18 protein-coding genes and 2 tRNA genes are annotated in these 16,340 nt (G+C 73.8%); 11 read left to right on the top strand and 9 right to left on the bottom strand.

Annotated features, from left to right (window positions below; genetic code table 11):
• Positions 1–52: 52 nt before the first annotated feature.
• Complete coding sequence (locus ACN267_RS18445) at positions 53–997, bottom strand: LCP family protein (RefSeq protein WP_421490442.1); 945 nt, start codon at positions 995–997, stop codon at positions 53–55.
• A gap of 221 nt (positions 998–1,218) precedes the next feature.
• Between ACN267_RS18445 and ACN267_RS18440 the strand changes: the two genes are divergently transcribed.
• The 3 genes from ACN267_RS18440 (at position 1,219) to ACN267_RS18430 (ending at position 3,647) form a co-directional block, all read left to right on the top strand.
• Positions 1,219–2,052 (top strand): O-methyltransferase, encoded by an 834-nt coding sequence (locus ACN267_RS18440; protein ID WP_204956653.1) that lies wholly within the window; start codon positions 1,219–1,221, stop codon positions 2,050–2,052.
• Between the two features lie 137 nt (positions 2,053–2,189).
• A complete protein-coding gene (locus ACN267_RS18435; protein ID WP_281900146.1) occupies positions 2,190–2,507 on the top strand; it encodes a hypothetical protein in 318 nt (105 codons plus the stop codon).
• 63 nt (positions 2,508–2,570) lie between these two features.
• Positions 2,571–3,647: an expansin EXLX1 family cellulose-binding protein gene (locus ACN267_RS18430; protein WP_421489222.1), complete on the top strand. Its 1,077-nt coding sequence runs from the start codon at positions 2,571–2,573 to the stop codon at positions 3,645–3,647.
• Positions 3,648–3,804: 157 nt separating this feature from the next.
• On the opposite strand, the gene ACN267_RS18425 is transcribed toward ACN267_RS18430, so the two are convergent.
• The 4 genes from ACN267_RS18425 to bcp all read right to left on the bottom strand — a co-directional run bounded on the left by ACN267_RS18425 (position 3,805) and on the right by bcp (position 5,899).
• Complete coding sequence (locus ACN267_RS18425; RefSeq protein ID WP_281900142.1) at positions 3,805–4,332, bottom strand: GNAT family N-acetyltransferase; 528 nt, start codon at positions 4,330–4,332, stop codon at positions 3,805–3,807.
• A 65-nt stretch (positions 4,333–4,397) separates the two neighbouring features.
• Positions 4,398–4,483 (bottom strand) — tRNA-Leu (locus ACN267_RS18420).
• A gap of 5 nt (positions 4,484–4,488) precedes the next feature.
• Positions 4,489–5,391 (bottom strand): hypothetical protein, encoded by a 903-nt coding sequence (locus tag ACN267_RS18415; RefSeq protein WP_421489221.1) that lies wholly within the window; start codon positions 5,389–5,391, stop codon positions 4,489–4,491.
• A gap of 31 nt (positions 5,392–5,422) precedes the next feature.
• Positions 5,423–5,899 (bottom strand): thioredoxin-dependent thiol peroxidase, encoded by a 477-nt coding sequence (gene bcp / locus ACN267_RS18410; RefSeq protein WP_088641767.1) that lies wholly within the window; start codon positions 5,897–5,899, stop codon positions 5,423–5,425.
• Between the two features lie 250 nt (positions 5,900–6,149).
• Between bcp and ACN267_RS18405 the strand changes: the two genes are divergently transcribed.
• The 4 genes from ACN267_RS18405 to ACN267_RS18390 are packed head-to-tail and all read left to right on the top strand — an operon-like array spanning position 6,150 to position 8,825.
• Complete coding sequence (locus tag ACN267_RS18405) at positions 6,150–6,869, top strand: energy-coupling factor ABC transporter permease (protein ID WP_145918134.1); 720 nt, start codon at positions 6,150–6,152, stop codon at positions 6,867–6,869.
• Entirely contained in the window at positions 6,866–7,279 is a 414-nt protein-coding gene (locus ACN267_RS18400; RefSeq protein WP_204956655.1) for a PDGLE domain-containing protein, read from the top strand. Before ACN267_RS18405 ends, ACN267_RS18400 begins: the two co-directional genes overlap by 4 nt.
• Before the next feature lie 14 nt (positions 7,280–7,293).
• Positions 7,294–8,064, top strand: coding sequence for a cobalt ECF transporter T component CbiQ (gene cbiQ / locus ACN267_RS18395; RefSeq protein WP_204956656.1), 771 nt, complete (start codon positions 7,294–7,296; stop codon positions 8,062–8,064).
• Positions 8,061–8,825: an energy-coupling factor ABC transporter ATP-binding protein gene (locus ACN267_RS18390; RefSeq protein WP_204956657.1), complete on the top strand. Its 765-nt coding sequence runs from the start codon at positions 8,061–8,063 to the stop codon at positions 8,823–8,825. The genes cbiQ and ACN267_RS18390 overlap by 4 nt, the downstream gene beginning before the upstream one ends.
• Before the next feature lie 18 nt (positions 8,826–8,843).
• Here the strand turns inward: ACN267_RS18390 and ACN267_RS18385 are convergent, their stop codons facing one another.
• From ACN267_RS18385 to ACN267_RS18375, 3 genes are read right to left on the bottom strand one after another with little or no spacing between them, the layout of a single operon-like run.
• Positions 8,844–9,938: a hypothetical protein gene (locus tag ACN267_RS18385; protein WP_204956658.1), complete on the bottom strand. Its 1,095-nt coding sequence runs from the start codon at positions 9,936–9,938 to the stop codon at positions 8,844–8,846.
• Complete coding sequence (locus tag ACN267_RS18380; protein ID WP_204956659.1) at positions 9,935–10,651, bottom strand: DsbA family protein; 717 nt, start codon at positions 10,649–10,651, stop codon at positions 9,935–9,937. The genes ACN267_RS18385 and ACN267_RS18380 overlap by 4 nt, the downstream gene beginning before the upstream one ends.
• Entirely contained in the window at positions 10,638–11,168 is a 531-nt protein-coding gene (locus ACN267_RS18375) for a MauE/DoxX family redox-associated membrane protein (protein WP_204956660.1), read from the bottom strand. The genes ACN267_RS18380 and ACN267_RS18375 overlap by 14 nt, the downstream gene beginning before the upstream one ends.
• Before the next feature lie 352 nt (positions 11,169–11,520).
• Between ACN267_RS18375 and ACN267_RS18370 the strand changes: the two genes are divergently transcribed.
• Together ACN267_RS18370 and ACN267_RS18365 are read left to right on the top strand one after the other, a co-directional pair.
• Positions 11,521–13,176 (top strand): copper resistance CopC/CopD family protein, encoded by a 1,656-nt coding sequence (locus tag ACN267_RS18370; protein WP_421489220.1) that lies wholly within the window; start codon positions 11,521–11,523, stop codon positions 13,174–13,176.
• Between the two features lie 17 nt (positions 13,177–13,193).
• Positions 13,194–13,928: a YcnI family protein gene (locus ACN267_RS18365; protein ID WP_421489219.1), complete on the top strand. Its 735-nt coding sequence runs from the start codon at positions 13,194–13,196 to the stop codon at positions 13,926–13,928.
• A gap of 211 nt (positions 13,929–14,139) precedes the next feature.
• On the opposite strand, the gene ACN267_RS18360 is transcribed toward ACN267_RS18365, so the two are convergent.
• The gene (locus ACN267_RS18360; RefSeq protein ID WP_421489218.1) at positions 14,140–15,420 is read right to left on the bottom strand and encodes a glycosyltransferase family 87 protein; all 1,281 of its coding nucleotides are present in this window, start codon (positions 15,418–15,420) and stop codon (positions 14,140–14,142) included.
• 73 nt (positions 15,421–15,493) lie between these two features.
• On the opposite strand from ACN267_RS18360, the gene orn reads away from it, so the two are divergent.
• The gene (orn, locus tag ACN267_RS18355) at positions 15,494–16,084 is read left to right on the top strand and encodes an oligoribonuclease (protein ID WP_088641757.1); all 591 of its coding nucleotides are present in this window, start codon (positions 15,494–15,496) and stop codon (positions 16,082–16,084) included.
• Between the two features lie 99 nt (positions 16,085–16,183).
• A tRNA-His gene (locus ACN267_RS18350) sits at positions 16,184–16,256 on the top strand.
• The last annotated feature ends 84 nt before the right edge of the window (positions 16,257–16,340 follow it).

Genomic DNA, 16,340 nt, shown 5'->3' with positions numbered 1-16,340 from the left:
GAGGCAAGCACTGTCTTCCCGCCCGGAGGCGATCACCGGGTTGACGCCGGGCTCAGCGGGCGGCGCGGACGATCTCGGCGGTGGCGTCCCGGCGGACCGCGTCGTAGAACGCCTCGGCCCTGCGCTCGTCGGCGAAGACCACGCTCTCGGTGCCCACCCGGCCGGTGCCCCGTGACGGGCTGGTGACGAAGGTGAGGTTGCCGCCGCGCAGGCCGCGCAGCTCGGTCGCCAGCTCCAGCAGCGACATCTCCCGGTCGACGGAGACCGACGCCGAGGCGGCCCGGACGAAGTCGTTGAGCTTGCCCGGACTGGTCAGGATGCCGCCGCCGGCCGCCTTGTCGAGGATCGCCCGGATCACCTGCTGCTGGTGCCGGATCCGGGCGAAGTCGCCGTCGGGGAACTGCTTGCGCTGGCGGGAGTAGTCCAGCGCCGTCGCCCCGTCCATCGTCTGCCGGCCGGCCGGGAAGGTGCGCAGCGGCGGGTGGATCGAGGTGAACCGGTGGTCGACGGTGATGTCCACCCCGCCCAGGGCGTCGATGATCTCCTGGAAGCCGGCGAAGTCGACCACCGCCACGTGGTCGACGTGGACCCGGGTGAACTCCTCGACGGTCTGCACCATCAGCGGAATCCCGCCCCAGGCGTACGCCGCGTTGATCTTCGCGGTCCGGCCGCCGTGCCGGCCGTCGGCCGACCGGGGTACGCGGACCCAGGTGTCCCGGGGGATCGACACGAGCTGAGCGCTCTTCCGGTCCTTCGGCAGGTGGGCCAGGATGATCGTGTCGGTACGGGACCCCTCGGTCCGCTCCGGGTCCCGCGAGTCGCTGCCCAGGATCATGATGTTCATGGCGTCCCGGGCCACCACCGGCGGCCGGTCCTGCGTCGGCACGCCGGTGAAGGCGTCCACCCGCTCGACGTCGTTGTCGACCGAGCGCAGATAGAGCGCGCCCGCGCCGACGCCGCCCGCCCCGAGCAGGGCCAGCGCCAGCAGCACGATCAGCGCGATCCGCCAGCCCCGACGACGCCCCGGCGGCGACCCCGGGGCGTCAGCGGACGGGGTCGGAGCGGATTCCGAAACGTTCTCACCTGCGGGCACGGCCGCATGTTACTGAGCCGTCACCCCGTACGGCAGCCCGCGTACGCCCGACGGCCCGAGGCCCGAAAAGCCGCCGTACGCTGGACGTTCAGCCGCCCGTCACCTGCGGCTGGTAGAACCGCGCCGTGGATGCGACGAGACTGCGCCGGGCCATCGCCCGCACCCCGCTGGCACCGGTGGCCGCCTTCCCCGGACGGCTCGCCCGGGTCGCCCGCTACGACGCGAAGGTGCTGCGCACCTCGGCCCGCTGGCTGGCCACCTCCCGGGAGCACCACAACTACACCTACGACCTCACCCGGCTCAGCCGGGAGCACCTGACCTGGTTCGTCAGCGTGGTCTGCGACGTCCCGGTGGCCCGGGTCCGGGGCTACCTCACCGAGATCACCGGTGACGCGGAGCTGCGCCGGCACATCGAACAGGCCACCGCCCGGTCCGCCCGACGCGGCCTGGCCGACCGGCGGGTCCGCTACGCCCGCCGGGTCGGCTGGTACGCGATCGTCCGGGCCACCCGGCCCGCCCACGTCGTCGAGACCGGCACCGACAAGGGGTTGGGCAGTTGCGTCCTGGCCGCCGCCCTGCTGCGCAACGCCGCCGAGGGCCACCCCGGCCGGCTCACCTCGCTGGACGTCAACCCCGAGGCCGGCTACCTGGCCCGCAGCGCGCCCTGGTCCGACGTGGTCGACCTGGTGGTCGGCGACTCGGTCACCGCGATCGCCGCCCTGGACCGGCCGGTCGACCTGTTCCTGCACGACAGCGACCACAGCCACGACCACGAACGCCGCGAGTTCGACGCCGTCGAGCCGAAGCTGGCCCCCGGCGCGATCCTGCTCACCGACAACGTCACCACCACCGGGGTACTCGCCGAACACGCCGAACGCACCGGCCGCCGGTTCCTCGCCTACCGGGAGACCCCGCTCGACCACTGGTACCCCGGCGACGGCATCGGCGTCGCCTGGTGAGGCCCGACCGACGGTGACCCGGGCCGGACGCCGGACGCCCCTGCCACGGCAGCAGGGTGCCGGCCGATCGGGTGTTGCCCCCGGGCCGGTCGCGGATCGATGATGGCCGAACCGCCACCCTCGACGCAGGAGCCGGCATGCAGGTACTCCATCATCCCCGCGTGGCCTGGGACATGGCCCGCCTGATCGTCTCGGCCGTCCCCGACGACCGACTCTTCGACTGGTTGTGCGCCGAAATCGGCGCGCTGCTCGGCCCCGAACACGCCGGCTCCCTCCAGGACACCCGGCGACGGCTCCAGCCGTGGGCCCGGACCACGCCCGAGGCTGCCGCCGTCGAAGCCGGCCGCTGGCGGGTCCGCCTGGAGGACCTGCTGCGCACCCGGCCGGAGACCGCCGAGCCGCTACGGTCGCTCACCGTGATCGCGTCGGGCCTCCACCGCAACCGGATCGGCTGACCGGCTTAGCTTTCGCTTAGCCCGCTTGTCCCCGGGTCGTCCCCTGCGGCAGCATCGGTCGGCGTGACCGACGGCAGCGTGTCCCAGGAACCCGACCCCGGGCCGGGCGGCGACGCCCCCGCCGGGCGTCCCGGGCCGGGGCGTCGCCGCGCCCGGGGCGGCGGACGTCGCCGCTGGCTGGCCGCCGGTGGCGTCGCCGCGCTCGCCACCGTGCTCGGGCTGAGCCTCGCGCTACGCTCCGGAGCCGCCCCCGCCTGTGCCGCCCCGCCGGCCGGGCTGGCCGGTGCCGGGCCGGTCGCCGCCGGGCCGCTGCCACTGGCGGCCCCACCCACCGGCAGTACGGTCCACAAGGGAAAAGCCACCTTCTACGACTCGAAGGGGGCCGGCGGGAACTGCTCCTACCCGTCCGCCCCGGCCGACCGGATGTACGTGGCCCTCGGCCCCACCGAGTACAGCGCCGGTGCGGCCTGCGGCGGGTACCTCGACGTCACCGGCCCCCGGGGCACCGTCCGTGTCCTGATCATGGACCAGTGCCCCGAGTGCGCCCCCGGCCACGTCGACCTCTCCCGCGAGGCGTTCGCCCGGATCGCCGACCCGGTGCAGGGCATCGTCGGGGTCAGCTACCGCGCGGCGGTCGACCCGCCACTGTCCGGCCCGCTCACCTTCCGGATCAAGGAGGGCGCGTCGCAGTACTGGTTCGCCGTGCTGGTCGCCGGGCACGGCAACCCGCTGCGCGCCGTCGAGGTGCGGCAGGGCTCCGGCGCCTGGCGTACCGCCGTCCGGCAGGACTACAACTACTGGCAGATCGACTCGGGTGCCGGCCCCGGCCCGTACGCCGTCCGGGTCACCGACGTGTACGGCCACCGCGTCACCGCCACCGGCGTCACCATGTCCCCCGGCCGGGTCCAGCGCAGCACCGTGAAGATGTACGGCGGCAGCGCCCCCGCCGCGCGGAAGAACCCGACCAGCCGGCCGTCCTCCCCGAGCCCCGGCGCCACCCCGAGCCGGGCCACCGCCAGCCCGTCGACGGTCGCCCCCACCGGCTCGCCCGGCACACCGCAGGTCAGCGCCCCACCCGCGCTCGCCGCGTCGGCGGAGCCTGGCACTGGCCGACCTGTCGACTGCGCGTCCCGGGGCTGATCCCCACCGGTCTTTCCATCGTCGCTGCCCGCCTCGGCCCGGTCCGTGCGGAAGCGTCCTCCACCGGGCGTCGCCCGAGCGACCCGTCCGTCGGGAGCGGGATCCGCCGGACGTCGCCGGTCGACCCGGTGCCGGTCGAGCGCGGTCCGTCGGACGGTCAGGCCGGGGTGTCCAGGTCCCGCCACATGAGGATCTCGTCGCGGTCGTCGCCGGCTGCCACCCGCAGCGCGCCCGGCAGCCGGCCCACCTCCCGGTAGCCGAGCCGGTCGTAGAACCTCTCCAGGCCGAGCCCACCGCGCACCGTGACGTGCAGCGCCCGCCAACCCAGCTCGGGCGCGCGCCGGGCGGCCTCCCGCATCAGGGCCTGCCCGTGTCCGCGCCCCTGGGTGCCCGGGTGCACCATCACCCGCTTGAGGACGCCCCAGTGCGCCTTCAACCCGAACCGGTTGTCGGCGAGGAACAACACCGCGACCGGTCGGTCACCCGCGTAGCCGACCAGCATCCGGTCCGGACCGTCGGTGACGGCGGCGAAGGTCGCCTCGGCGACGGGACGTACGTCGGCGGCGGTGACCGGGGCGACGAAACCGACCGCACCGCCGGCGTTGGTGACGTCGACCCAGAGGTCGACGATCTGCTCGCGCAGGGCGGGGGTGAGGTCGGGGTCGAGGACGAAACGCAGGCTCACCCTGCCGATCCTGCTGCGCCGACGCGTCGTACGCCCGCGATCGTGACCCTCCCGACAGGGTCGTGTGGTGCGGGAGGGGGGACTTGAACCCCCACGTCCTTTCGGACAATAGGACCTAAACCTACCGCGTCTGCCATTCCGCCACTCCCGCTCGGGTCAGAGTTTAGAGCGTCGCGCGGAAACGGTGGAGAGCCCGGCCCGGCGCAGGATGTTCGATACCGTCCCGTGACTGACGACGCAGACGTCGTCGGTCGCCTCGCGGATGAACGCGGCGAGTTTCCGGGGCCCCAGATCGGGACGGGCCAGCGCGTACCGGATGACGGTTTCCTGGTGCGGCGGGCCGCTGCGCGGTCGGAGCGGGCTGGCGACGGTGCCGGTGGTGGCGAGCCGGCGGCGGAGCCGGGCGATGTGGTTGCGGTGGCAGCCGATTCGCCGGGCCGCCTCGCTCGGCCCGAGGGCACCCGCCTCGACCTGCCGGATCACTTCGGCGACCCGTTCCGCGCCGACAGGTGCCGCAGCCGGTGGACGGGACGCGGTCGGTGGCGGGACGGTGATGTCGGGCGTCGCGGCGGCCGGGCGGGCCCCGACGCCGGACCGGTGACGTCCGGCGTAGGTCGGGGTCTGGCTGTGGCAGTTCGGGCAGAGCAGACGCAGGTTCGGTGGCCGGTTGTCGAGGAAGTCACCGGTGAGGTGGTCGACGTGCAGGGTCAGCGGCCGGGCCTGCCAGACCGGGCCGGTGCCGCACCCCTCGCACTCGTCGGGGACGCCGATGTCCCGCAGCGCGGCCTTGAGGCGGGCCCCCGGCACGCGTCGGGAACCCGCCGGCAGCGGACGCAACACCTGGACCGACGGGGTGCGCCGCCCGGACGGTCGGCCACTCCCGCCCGTCCGGCGGGTGAAGTGGGACGTGTCGATGCCCAGTCGGTTGAGCTGACGACTGATGTGCGCGTGCGAACCCCCGCTGAACCGCACCCCGAGAACACGCATGACGTCGGCGACGCTGCGGGACTGCGCTGCCGCCTCGGCGAGCATCTCCGGCGTGTACCTGTATCGGGTCATGCGCGCACAGTAGCGGCGGGGTGTGACGCGTTCAGTCGAGGCCGAGGTCCCGGCGCAGCTTGGCGACGTGGCCGGTGGCCTTGACGTTGTAGAACGCGTGCTCGATCTTCCCGTCCGGGTCGATGACGAAGGTGGACCGGATCACCCCGGTCACCGTACGGCCGTAGGACTGCTTCTCGCCGAAGGCGCCGTACGCGGTGAGCACCGCCCGGTCGACGTCGGCGACCAGCGGGAAGGTGATGGCGTCGCGCTCGCGGAACTTCGCCAGCTTGGCGGGCTGGTCGGGGGAGATGCCGACCACCTCGTAACCGGCGGCCTGGAGCGAGGCGAGCGAGTCGCGGAAGTCGCAGGCCTGCTTGGTGCAGCCGGGGGTCATCGCGGCCGGGTAGGCGTACAGGATGACCCGGCGACCGCGCAGCGCGGCCAGGGAGAGCGTCTCCCCGGTGTCGGTGGGGAGGGTGAAGTCGGGGGCGGGGTCGCCGGGGGCGAGCCGGTCGGGCGCGGTCATGGCGACGACCCTACCGCCGGGCTGCGCCGCCCCGGCCGATCCCCGCCGGGACACCCGGGGTGTTCCCCCGCCGCCCGGCACTGCCCGGTGCGGCGCGCGCCCGTCCCTGCGTTCCCGCAGCGTGCGGGACGGCGGCCGGTGAGGGGCCCGGCGGTGGCCCGCTGGTGAACAACGCCATGCCTTGTTGCCGCATCTTGGCAACAACCCGGGCCGGGAAATAGGCTGGGCCTGCCGGCCGACTGGAGGTCATGTGGAAACCCTGGCGATGCACATCTCGAACGGCATCATCAACGGTCCGGTCGCGGGGATCTTCGCCGCCGTCGCGTTGGCCGCCCTGACCTTCTGCGTGCTGCGCGGCCGACGTGACCTGGACGACCGGCTCGCGCCGATGGCCGGCCTGGTCGCCGCGTTCATCTTCGCCGTGCAGATGCTCAACTTCCCGATCTTCACGGCCGGGGTCTCCGGTCACCTGCTCGGCGGCGCGCTCGCCGCCCTGCTGGTGGGCCCCTGGGTCGGCGCGCTCTGCGTGTCGGTGGTGCTGATCGTGCAGGCCCTGGTCTTCGGTGACGGCGGCGTCGCGATGCTCGGCCTGAACATCACCAACATGGCGCTGCTCGGCACCGCGGCGGCGTACCTGCTGATCGCCGGCCTGCTGCGGGTGCTGCCCCGCACCCCCACCGGCCTGGCCGTGACCGCCTTCGTCTCGGCGCTGGTCAGCGTGGTCGTCGCCTCCCAGGGGTTCGTCGTGCAGTACTGGCTCGGCGGCACCACCGACCTGGGCGGCAACCTGACCGGCCTGGCCGGCACGATGGCCGGCGTCCACCTGCTGATCGGCATCGGTGAGGGGCTGATCACCGCGACCACCGTCGCCACCGTCGCCAAGGTCCGACCCGACCTGGTGTACGCGTTGCGCGCGCTCAAGCCGGCGACCGCGCCGGCCCCCGTCCCGGCTGTCGGAGGTGCCCGGTGAGGAAGCGGTCCTGGGGTTTCGTGGCGGCCGGCCTGCTGGTCGCCCTGGTGCTGGCCGGCGTGGTCAGCAACTACGCCTCGTCGCACCCGGACGGCCTGGACTCGTCGCTGCTCAAGGGCTGCACGGTCAACGCCGACGACGAGATCACCGGCGGTTCCTGCCCGGCCCAGCAGGCCAGGGACCACGAGTTGGCGGACAGCCCGCTCGCCGACTACGGCATCCGGGGCGTGGACAACGGCTTCCTCTCCACCGGCCTGTCCGGGGTGGCCGGGGTGCTGCTCACCTTCGCCGTCGGCGGCGGCCTGTTCTGGCTGCTGCGTGGCCGCCGCCCGGCCGGCGGCGACGGTCAGCCGGCCGGCACCGACGGCGGCGCGCGTGACGACCGGCAGCCCGCCGGCACCGCCGGCTGACCGGGCGGTACGACGTGGGTGCCGGACACGCGCACGTGCTCTACCGGGACACCCCCTCCCGGGTGCACCGGCTGGCACCCGAGGTGAAGATCGCCGCGATGGTGCTGTTCACCATCGCCGTGGTGGCCACCCCGCGCGAGGCGTTCTGGGCCTTCGGCGGCTATGCCCTGCTGGTCGCGGTCGTCGCCGCACTGGCCCGGGTCGGCCCGCGCTGGCTGCTGCTGCGCGCCACGATCGAGGTGCCGTTCGTGCTGTTCGCGGTGGCCCTGCCGTTCCTCGGCGCGGGTCCGCGTACCGAGTTCGTCGGGTTGAGCCTGTCGGTGGACGGCCTGCACGGGGCGTGGAACATCGTCGCCAAGGGCACCCTGGGGGTGCTCGCGTCGCTGCTGCTGGCCGCCACGACCACCACCCGGGACCTGATCGTCGGCCTGGACCGGCTGCGCTGCCCGCAGATCATCACCCAGATCGCCACGTTCATGCTGCGCTATCTTGACGTGCTGGTCGGCGAGGCCCGCCGGATGCGGGTGGCCCGGATCTCCCGGGGTGACGACCCGCGTTTCCTGTGGCAGTTGCGCGGCTTCGCCGCCGGGGTGGGCGCGCTGTTCCTGCGGGCCTTCGAGCGGGGTGAGCGGGTCTACCTGGCGATGCTCTCCCGGGGCTACACCGGGCGGATGCCTGCGGTCTGGCAGGGTGCCGGGGCGGCGACCGCCGGGCAGTGGGTGGCGGCGGCGACCGTGCCGCTGGCGGCGGTGACGATCGCCGCCACCGCCGTCGTCCTGACATGATCGGGTACGTGCAGACCGCTGTCTCCCTGGACGTCCGTGGCGTCCGGTACGCGTACCCGGACGGCCACGTCGCCCTGGCCGGGGTGGACCTGGCCGTGCCGCGCGGCGGGCGGGTGGCCCTGCTCGGCCCGAACGGCGCGGGCAAGACCACGCTGGTGCTGCACCTCAACGGCATCCTCACCCCGTCCGAGGGGTCGGTGAGCGTGGGCGGGCTGACGGTATCCCGGGACCGGGACACCCTGGCCGAGATCCGCCGCCGGGTGGGCATCGTCTTCCAGGACCCGGACGACCAGCTCTTCCTGCCCACGGTCGCCGAGGACGTGGCGTTCGGCCCGGCCAACCTGGGGCTGCGCGGTGCCGAGCTGGCCACCCGGGTCGACGAGGCGCTGACCGCGGTGGGGATGGCCGAGCACCGGGACCGCGCCCCGCACCACCTGTCGTTCGGGCAGCGGCGTCGGGTGGCGGTGGCCACCGTGTTGGCGATGCGCCCGGAGATCCTGGTCCTCGACGAGCCGTCGTCCAACCTGGACCCGGCGGCCCGCCGGGAGCTGGCCGGGATCCTGCGCGCCCTGCCGGTGACGCTGCTGATGGTCACCCACGACCTGCCCTACGCGGCGGAGCTGTGCGAGCGGGCGGTCATCCTGGACGCCGGGCGGATCGTCGCCGACGCCCCCACCGTCGACCTGCTCGCCGACGCGGACCTGCTCTCCCGCCACCGCCTCGAACTGCCCTACGGCTTCCACCCCCGACCGATCGGCTGACCACCGCCGGCAGGCGGGTCAGCTGCGGGCCGGTTCGACGGCGGGCCGGGGCGCGGCGGCGCGGGCGGCGGTGTGCAGCCGGAGCAGGCCGGCGGCGACCGCCCCCACCCCGGCGACCAGCACCCCGGTCAGCAGCACCCGTGCGACGCCGCCCGACCACGGCACCGGGGCGACGGCGCGGGACAGCACGGTCAGGTTGGCGACGCCGACGAACAGGGCCAGGCACGCGCCGGCCAGCGCGAGCACGAAGTCGGCGGCGGGCCGGCGGGTCAGCGCCCACCCCCCGGCAGCCACCGCGCCCAGCCCGGTCAGCAGCGGCCACAGCTGCCCGGCGGCCAGCCCCAGCAGCACCCCGCCGACGCCCTGCGCCCCGGCGTCCAGCTCGCGGCCGAGCACCAGGGCGACGGCGGCGGCCCCGCCGACGGCGAGCACTCCGCCGACGCCGCGCAGTGCCCGGGTTCCGGCGGGTGTGCCGGCCGGCAGCAGCCCGGCCGCGCCGACCAGCAGCGCGCCGAGGGCGACGGCCACCCACCACGGGTACGGGTCCGGCGGCGGCACCCAGTCGAGGGTGCCGCGCAGCTCCACCGGCTCGTCGCCGTCGCGCAACGGCACGACCCACTCCCGGACCCGGTGTTCCCGGCCGGGGTCTGCCGCCACCGGGGCGGGCACCCCGGACTCCCGCCACAGGGCCCGCTGGTCGTGCCAGCGGACCCGCCTGTCGTCGCCGATCCTGCGCCACTGCGGGGCGGCGGCCGGGTCGGCGGTGGCGGGCAGCGCGGTGTCCCCGGCGAGGGTGCGGTTGAGGTACGTGGCGGGAGAGCGGACGTTCTCGTACACCCCGCCCGGCCCGACCCGCAGGTACGGCTCCCCGGAGTAGCCGATCACCTCGACGTCCCGGTCGGAGTGGTTGACCAGTTCCAGCCGGGCACCCGCCTCGACGGCCCGGACGGTCAGCCCCGGCCGGGCCGGGGTGATCCCGGTCACCGTGGTGCGGTAGTCGGTGCCGTCGGGGGCGTCCGCCCCGTGCGCGTACGCCGGTACGGCGCAGCCGAGCAGGCCGAGCAGGACGGCGGTGACCAGCAGGACGGCCCGCCGCAGGGGTGCCGGGTTCACTTGCCGGCCGCCTCCACGGCCGTGGTGATTCCGGCCGGGGTGCGGTCGGACACGACGGTGCCGTTCACCTTGAGGGTCGGGGTGCCGGTGACCCCGGCCTTGCTGGCGTCGTCGGTGACGTGTTCGGTCCACGCCGTGTAGGTCCCGTCCCGGACGCAGGAGCCGAAGTCGTCCTTGTTCAGCCCGACGCCCGCGCCGATGTCGATCAGCTGGTCGTTGCTCAGCCCGGCACCGCCCTCCGGCGGCTGCTGGGCGAACAGCGCGTCGGTGAACTCCTTGAACTTGCCGCCCTTGGCCGCGCAGCCGGACGCGGCCGAGGAGCGGGTGGAGTATTCCGTGGTGGAGAACCGGTTGAGGTAGGCGACCGGGTGGAAGACCACCCTGGCCTTGCCGGCGGAGACCAGCTGGTTGATGGTCTCCCCGCTGGCCTCCTGGAACTCTTTGCAGACCGGGCAGAGGTAGTCCTCGTAGAGGTCGATGGTGACCGGTCCGGTGCCGATCACGACGCCGGTGCCGGCGTCGTTCGTGCCGGGCGGGGCCGTGAAGGTGTCCGACTTCTGGCTGGAGTAGACGCTCCATCCGATCAGGCCGGCGACCACCAGCACCACCACCGCGCCGACGGACGTCCAGAGGGTCCGCTTGCGGCGTTTCTCCCGGGCGATCTGCTCGCGGACCACCCGCGCGGCCTGGTTGCGTCCCTTACGACTGCTCATCGTCGTCCTCCACGGATGGGTCGCCCGCGAGCCAGCCGTCCACCGAGAACGGGGTGCGGGGCCAGATCAGCAGGAATCCGGCCAGGGCCAGGAATCCCAGGTCCCGGAGGATCTCCGGGAGGTAGCTCGGGGACTGGCCGGCGGCGAGCTGCCCGCCGCTGCCGAAGCACCCGCAGTCGATGGCCAGGCCGCGGGCCCAGGCCGAGGCGATGCCGGCGACGAAGACCACCAGCAGCGCGGCGGAGATCCCGGCGCCCAACCGGGTGGCCAGCCCGGCGAGCAGCAGCAGGCCCAGCGCCAGCTCCACGAACGGCAGCGCGGCCCCGATCGCCGTGGCCACCTCGTAGGGCATCACCTGGTACGCGTTGACGGCCCGGCCGGAGGCGGCGAGGTCACCGACCTTGGTCGCGCCGGCGTACAGCCAGACGGCGGCCAGGCCGAGCCGGGCGACGACGCCGAGCCAGGGGCGGACGAGCGGCCAGCGGCCGGCCGGGGTACGCGTGGTGGTCACGTTCATTGGTCGTCCCACCCGGCTCGCGGGTTCCCCGGGGTGACCGGTCGCCGGGTGGCCGGCCGGGGCACCGGGGGCCGGTCGAGGCCGGGCGGTGGTCCGCTACGGCCGGTGGCGCAGGGGTCGCGGTGAGCGGGGATCACGTCAAGCCAGGCTACGCGGCGTGGCGGGAGCGGGCAGGGTCGTTCGGCCCTTTCCATGGTCCCGCTCACGCCGGGAACTTTTTCCCCCTGCCGGACGACTACCTGGTCATGACGCCCCACCACCTGCGGCAGGCCCCCCGGCCGCCGAGGTCGCCCCGTGCCGTCGCGGGGTGGCCGGGTGGGCGTACCGGCCCGTGGTCAGCGAGCATGGCGGGATGAACGCAGTCGATCGTCGCCGGCTGGCCCGGCTGGGGGCCGCCGCCGGCCTGCTGGTCACCCTCGTCGCCCTGCTGCTCGCCCCGGCCGGTCCGGCGAGCGCCCACGCCGTGCTCTCCAGCAGCAGCCCGGTGGCCTCGTCCGTGGTGCCGAGCGCCCCGTCGGAGGTGGTGCTGACCTTCAGCGAGTCGGTCCGCAAGGTGCCCGACAAGGTGCGGGTCATCGCCCCGGACGGTTCCCGCGCCGACCGGGGTGAGCCCCGGTTCGAGGGCTCGGTGGTGACGATCGGGGTGGACCCGGCCGGGCCGCAGGGCACCTACCTGGTCAGCTACCGGGTGATCTCCGCCGACAGCCACCCGGTGTCAGGTGCGTTCACCTATTCGGTGGGTGCGCCGTCGACGCCGCCGACCGATGCCGGCTCGGACAGCCGGGCCGACCCGGTGGTCGGCGTGGGCGTGAAGGTGGCCAAGTACCTGGGGTACGCCGGCCTGCTGCTGGTGGTGGGCCCGGCGCTGGTGCTCGCCGCGCTCTGGCCGTTGCGGCTGTCCCGGCGGGGGCCGGCCCGGCTGCTCTGGTCCGGTGTGGGGCTGCTGGCCGTCGCGACGGTCGTCGAGGTGTGGATGCAGGTGCCGTACACCGCCGGTGGGGGGCTGTTCGACGTCACCGGCGAGGGTCTGTCCGAGGTGCTGGGCAGCGGGTACGGCACCACGCACCTGATCCGGCTGGGCCTGCTGGCGGCGGCGGTGTTCCTGCTCCGGCCGCTGACCCGGGGGCCGGTGGGGCGTACCGACGGGATCATCCTGACCGCGCTCGGGGTGGCCGGGTTGTTCACCTGGCCGCTGGCCGGGCACCCGGCGGCCTCCCCGGCCCCGGCGGTGTCGGTGCTCGTCGACGCGGTGCACCTGGGCAGCATGGCGGTCTGGCTGGGCGGCCTGGTGATGCTTGCCGGGTTCCTGCTGCGCCGGGCCGACGAGCGTGAGCTGGGGGCGATCCTGCCGATCTGGTCCCGCTGGGCGGCGCTGGCGGTGGCGGCGCTGCTGCTGGCCGGCGTCGTGCAGGGGTTGATCGAGGTGGCCAGCGTCGAGGCGCTCACCGGCACCACGTACGGTCGGCTGCTGCTCGCCAAGATCGGGCTGTTCGCGCTGGTGGTGGCTGTGGCCGCGTACTCCCGACAGTTGGTGCGCCGGCGGACCGCGGCGGCCCGGCCGCTGCCGGTGCGGCGCGCGGTCTGGGTGGAGTTGGCGGTCACCGCGGTGATCCTGGGCGTGACGGCGACCCTGGTGCAGACCCCGCCGGCCCGGACCACCGTCGACGGGGGGTCCGGTGCCGACGCCGGCTACTACTCGACCACGCTGACCAGCCCGCTCTACTCACTGCAGGTGGAGCTGGACCCGGCCGAGCGGGGCAACAACTCGATGCACCTGTACGCCTACACGCCTGACAACCGGCCGCAGCCGGTGGTGGAGTGGAAGGCCACCGCCGCGCTGCCCTCGGCCGGCGTCGAACCGATCGACATCCCACTGCTCAAGCTCACCGACAACCATGCGACGGGGGAGTTCAGCTTCCCGTCGGCGGGTGAGTGGCAACTGCGTTTCACGGTCCGTACGTCCGACATCGACCAGGCCACGGTGACCGCCACCGTGCCGATCACGTAGAGAAGGGCCCGTCCCCGATGATCCGTCTCCGGCGCTCCGCATCCGCCGCCGCGCTCACCCTCGCCGCCGTCACCGCCACGGTGCTCGGCTTCGCCGGGCCGGCCGCGGCGCACGTCACGGTCAACCCGAAGGAGGCGACCCAGGGCAGCTACGGCCGGTTCGCCATCCGGGTGCCCAACGAGAGCGACACCGCGTCCACCGTCAAGATCGAGGTGAACCTGCCGGAGAACGCCCCGGTCGGCTCGGTTTCCACGATGCCGGTGCCGGGGTGGACGGTGGCGGTGGAGAAGCGCAAGGTGGACCCGCCGATCGAGGTGCACGGCAGCCAGCTCACCGAGGCGGTGTCGAAGCTCACCTGGACGGCCGCCGCCGGTGGCGGCGTCAAGCCTGGCGAGTTCCAGGAGTTCCCGATCTCGCTGGGTCCGCTGCCGCAGGTGGACAAGATGGTCCTCAAGACGCTCCAGACCTACTCCGACGGCAACGTGTCGCGCTGGATCGAGGAGCCCACGCCGGGTGCGGAGGAGCCGGAGAACCCGGCGCCGGTGCTGACCCTGACGGCGGCGGCCGCGTCCCCCTCGGCGGCACCGGCGGCGGCGGGCGCGCCGGCCGCGAAGGACGACGACGATGACGACGACGCGGGTTCGACGGCGGTCGTGCTGGGCGTCGCCGGTCTGCTGGCCGGCCTCGGTGGGCTGGCCCTCGGTGGGCTGGCCTTCGCCCGGACGAGGCGGGAGCCGACGCCGAAGTCCTGACCCGTACCACCCGCACCGGCCCGTCGGACCCCGTCCGGCGGGCCGGTCGCGTCGCCGCCCCCCCCGACGCGGTGCCGGACAGGCCCGGACGCGGTGACGGCCCTCCGCGCTGCCGACGCGGAGGGCCGTCTCACCGGGGGATCGGTGTGCTGTGGGTCGTGACCGACTGACCCCAGATTAGCGCCAAAGGTCGGAGAAGGGAATATCTGTCCTATTGGTGCTGCCGGCCTGTGGCGTGCACCGGCTCCCGCTCCCGGCTGCGCTCCCGGCGGACCGGCAGCAGCACGAGCAGCAGCAGCGCCAGCAGCACGTACGCGTTACGCAGCAGGAACTCCCAGGGGGTGTCCGTGCGGGCCGGCGCCACCCCCCAGTCGTAGAACGAGACCACCCCGTAGACGATCACCAGGCCGGTGCCGGTGGCGAGGGTGAGCAGCCGCCGCCGACGGCGCGCCCCCGCCGGGGTCGAAGGGTCGGCGTCGAGCGCCGCGTCCACCAGCACCACCACCGCCGGGATGAACCAGTAGATGTGGTGGGTCCAGGTGATCGGGCTGACCAGGCCGCCGACCAGCCCGGTGAGGGTGAGGCCGGTCAGCCAGTCGCCGGCCCCGGCGGCGCGGGCCGCCCGCCACAACCCGTACCCGAGGATCGCCACGACCAGCACCAGCCAGAGCAGCCGGTTCGGCTCCTGCGGCGCGTCGATCCGGCTGAGCAGGCCGAACAGCGACTGGTTGCCGGTGTAGTCGGTGCGCCCCACCCGGTCGGTGGCCCACAGCTCGTGGGTCCAGAACCGCCACGAGTCGCGGGGGGCCACCGCGGCGGCCAGCAGCGTCGCCGCTGCGGCCGTGACACTCGCCACCACGGCCGCCCGCCACCGCCGGGTCACCAGCAGGTAGACGATGAAGATGCCCGGGAACAGCTTGAGCGCCGTGGCCAGCCCGACGCCCACCCCGGCCCAGCGTCGTGCCTGCGGTACGGCGAAGAGCAGGTCGGCCAGGATCAGCACCACCAACAGCATGTTGATCTGACCGAAGGTGATCGTCTCGCGGGTGCTCTCCACCGCGAAGACCAGCAGCACCGCCACGGTGAGCGCGTACCTGCGGTGCAGACCGTGCCGGGCGATCACCGGCAGCACCAGCCAGCGGGTGGTGACCACGACGGCGACGCAGGTCAGCGCCGTGAAGATGACGATGGTCAGGCCCAGCGGCAGCACCCCGAACGGCCGCAGCAGCAGGGCGCTGAACGGCGGGTACGTGAAGTACAACTCACCCTGAACCCGGTCGGGCTGCACGTAGTCGTAGAGCGGATGCCCGGACGCCCACCAGTCCATCGCCCGCATGTAGATCTTCAGATCGAAGAAGTCGTGCACCAGGCCCGGCAGGTAGAGCGCCGGCAGCACGGCCGCCAGCGCCAGCACCGTGACGACCCGGCGGACCGTACGACTTCGCTGGTCCTCCGGGGTGGTGACGGGGGACGCGACGGATTCGGCGGGCACGGGGAAACCCTAGCGGTCCCACCCCGCGACAGTGCCGAGGCGCGGGGACCTGGGCTGCGCGTAGTCTGTTCCGGTGGCTGACCTTCTCGTCTGGATCGACTGTGAGATGACCGGGCTCGACCTCGGCAGCGACAAGCTGATCGAGGTGGCCGCACTGGTCACCGACCCCGACCTCAACGTGCTGGGGGAGGGTGTGGACGTGGTCATCCACGCCGACGAGGCGGCCCTGGAGGCGATGCCGGAGATCGTCCGCACCATGCACGCCAAGTCGGGTCTCACCGAGGAGGTACGCCGTTCCACGGTCACCCTCGCCGAGGCCGAGGACCTGGTCCTGGAGTACGTCACCAGCCACGTGAAGGACCCGCGCACCGCGCCGCTGTGCGGCAACTCGATCGCCACCGACCGGGGCTTCATCGCCCGGGACATGACCCGGCTCGACGCCCACCTGCACTACCGCATGATCGACGTGTCGTCGATCAAGGAGCTGTGCCGGCGCTGGTACCCCCGGGTGTACTTCGGCCAGCCGCGCAAGGGGCTGGCGCACCGGGCCCTGGCCGACATCCGGGAGAGCATCCGCGAGCTGGAGTACTACCGGCGCACCCTGTTCGTGCCGCTGCCCGGCCCGGACGTCGAGACGGCCAAGGCGATCGCGGCGCAGCTCTAGGCAGGCGGTCACCGAGGGGCCGAACCCGCTGGACGGGCCCCGCCCGGGTGTGGCTATTATTAGTCCGCACCCGCCCGGGAAACCGGCGCGGACGGCATGGTGGCTGTAGCTCAGTTGGCAGAGCACCGGGTTGTGGTCCCGGTTGTCGTGGGTTCAATTCCCATCAGTCACCCGGTTGATGGATCTGCTCCACCTCAGCTCAGGCCCCCTCAGTCGAGGGGGCCTGAGTCGTTCCAGGGGAGAACCGGGGGCTGGC

Source organism: Micromonospora sp. WMMD734 (assembly GCF_049178975.1).
Lineage (GTDB): Bacteria > Actinomycetota > Actinomycetes > Mycobacteriales > Micromonosporaceae > Micromonospora > Micromonospora wenchangensis.
The sequence above is the reverse complement of the archived record's forward strand: the minus strand, read 5'-3'. Positions and strand labels throughout refer to the sequence as shown.

Excerpts from the sequence above, each read along its gene's own strand:
- ACN267_RS18375 (WP_204956660.1), bottom strand. The coding sequence starts at position 11,168 with ATGAACGTGACCACCACGCGTACCCCGGCCGGCCGCTGGCCGCTCGTC.
- ACN267_RS18380 (WP_204956659.1), bottom strand. The coding sequence starts at position 10,651 with ATGAGCAGTCGTAAGGGACGCAACCAGGCCGCGCGGGTGGTCCGCGAG.
- ACN267_RS18390 (WP_204956657.1), top strand. The coding sequence starts at position 8,061 with ATGATCGGGTACGTGCAGACCGCTGTCTCCCTGGACGTCCGTGGCGTC.
- ACN267_RS18370 (WP_421489220.1), top strand. The coding sequence starts at position 11,521 with ATGAACGCAGTCGATCGTCGCCGGCTGGCCCGGCTGGGGGCCGCCGCC.
- ACN267_RS18415 (WP_421489221.1), bottom strand. The coding sequence starts at position 5,391 with ATGACCCGATACAGGTACACGCCGGAGATGCTCGCCGAGGCGGCAGCG.
- ACN267_RS18365 (WP_421489219.1), top strand. The coding sequence starts at position 13,194 with ATGATCCGTCTCCGGCGCTCCGCATCCGCCGCCGCGCTCACCCTCGCC.
- ACN267_RS18435 (WP_281900146.1), top strand. The coding sequence starts at position 2,190 with ATGCAGGTACTCCATCATCCCCGCGTGGCCTGGGACATGGCCCGCCTG.
- bcp (WP_088641767.1), bottom strand. The coding sequence starts at position 5,899 with ATGACCGCGCCCGACCGGCTCGCCCCCGGCGACCCCGCCCCCGACTTC.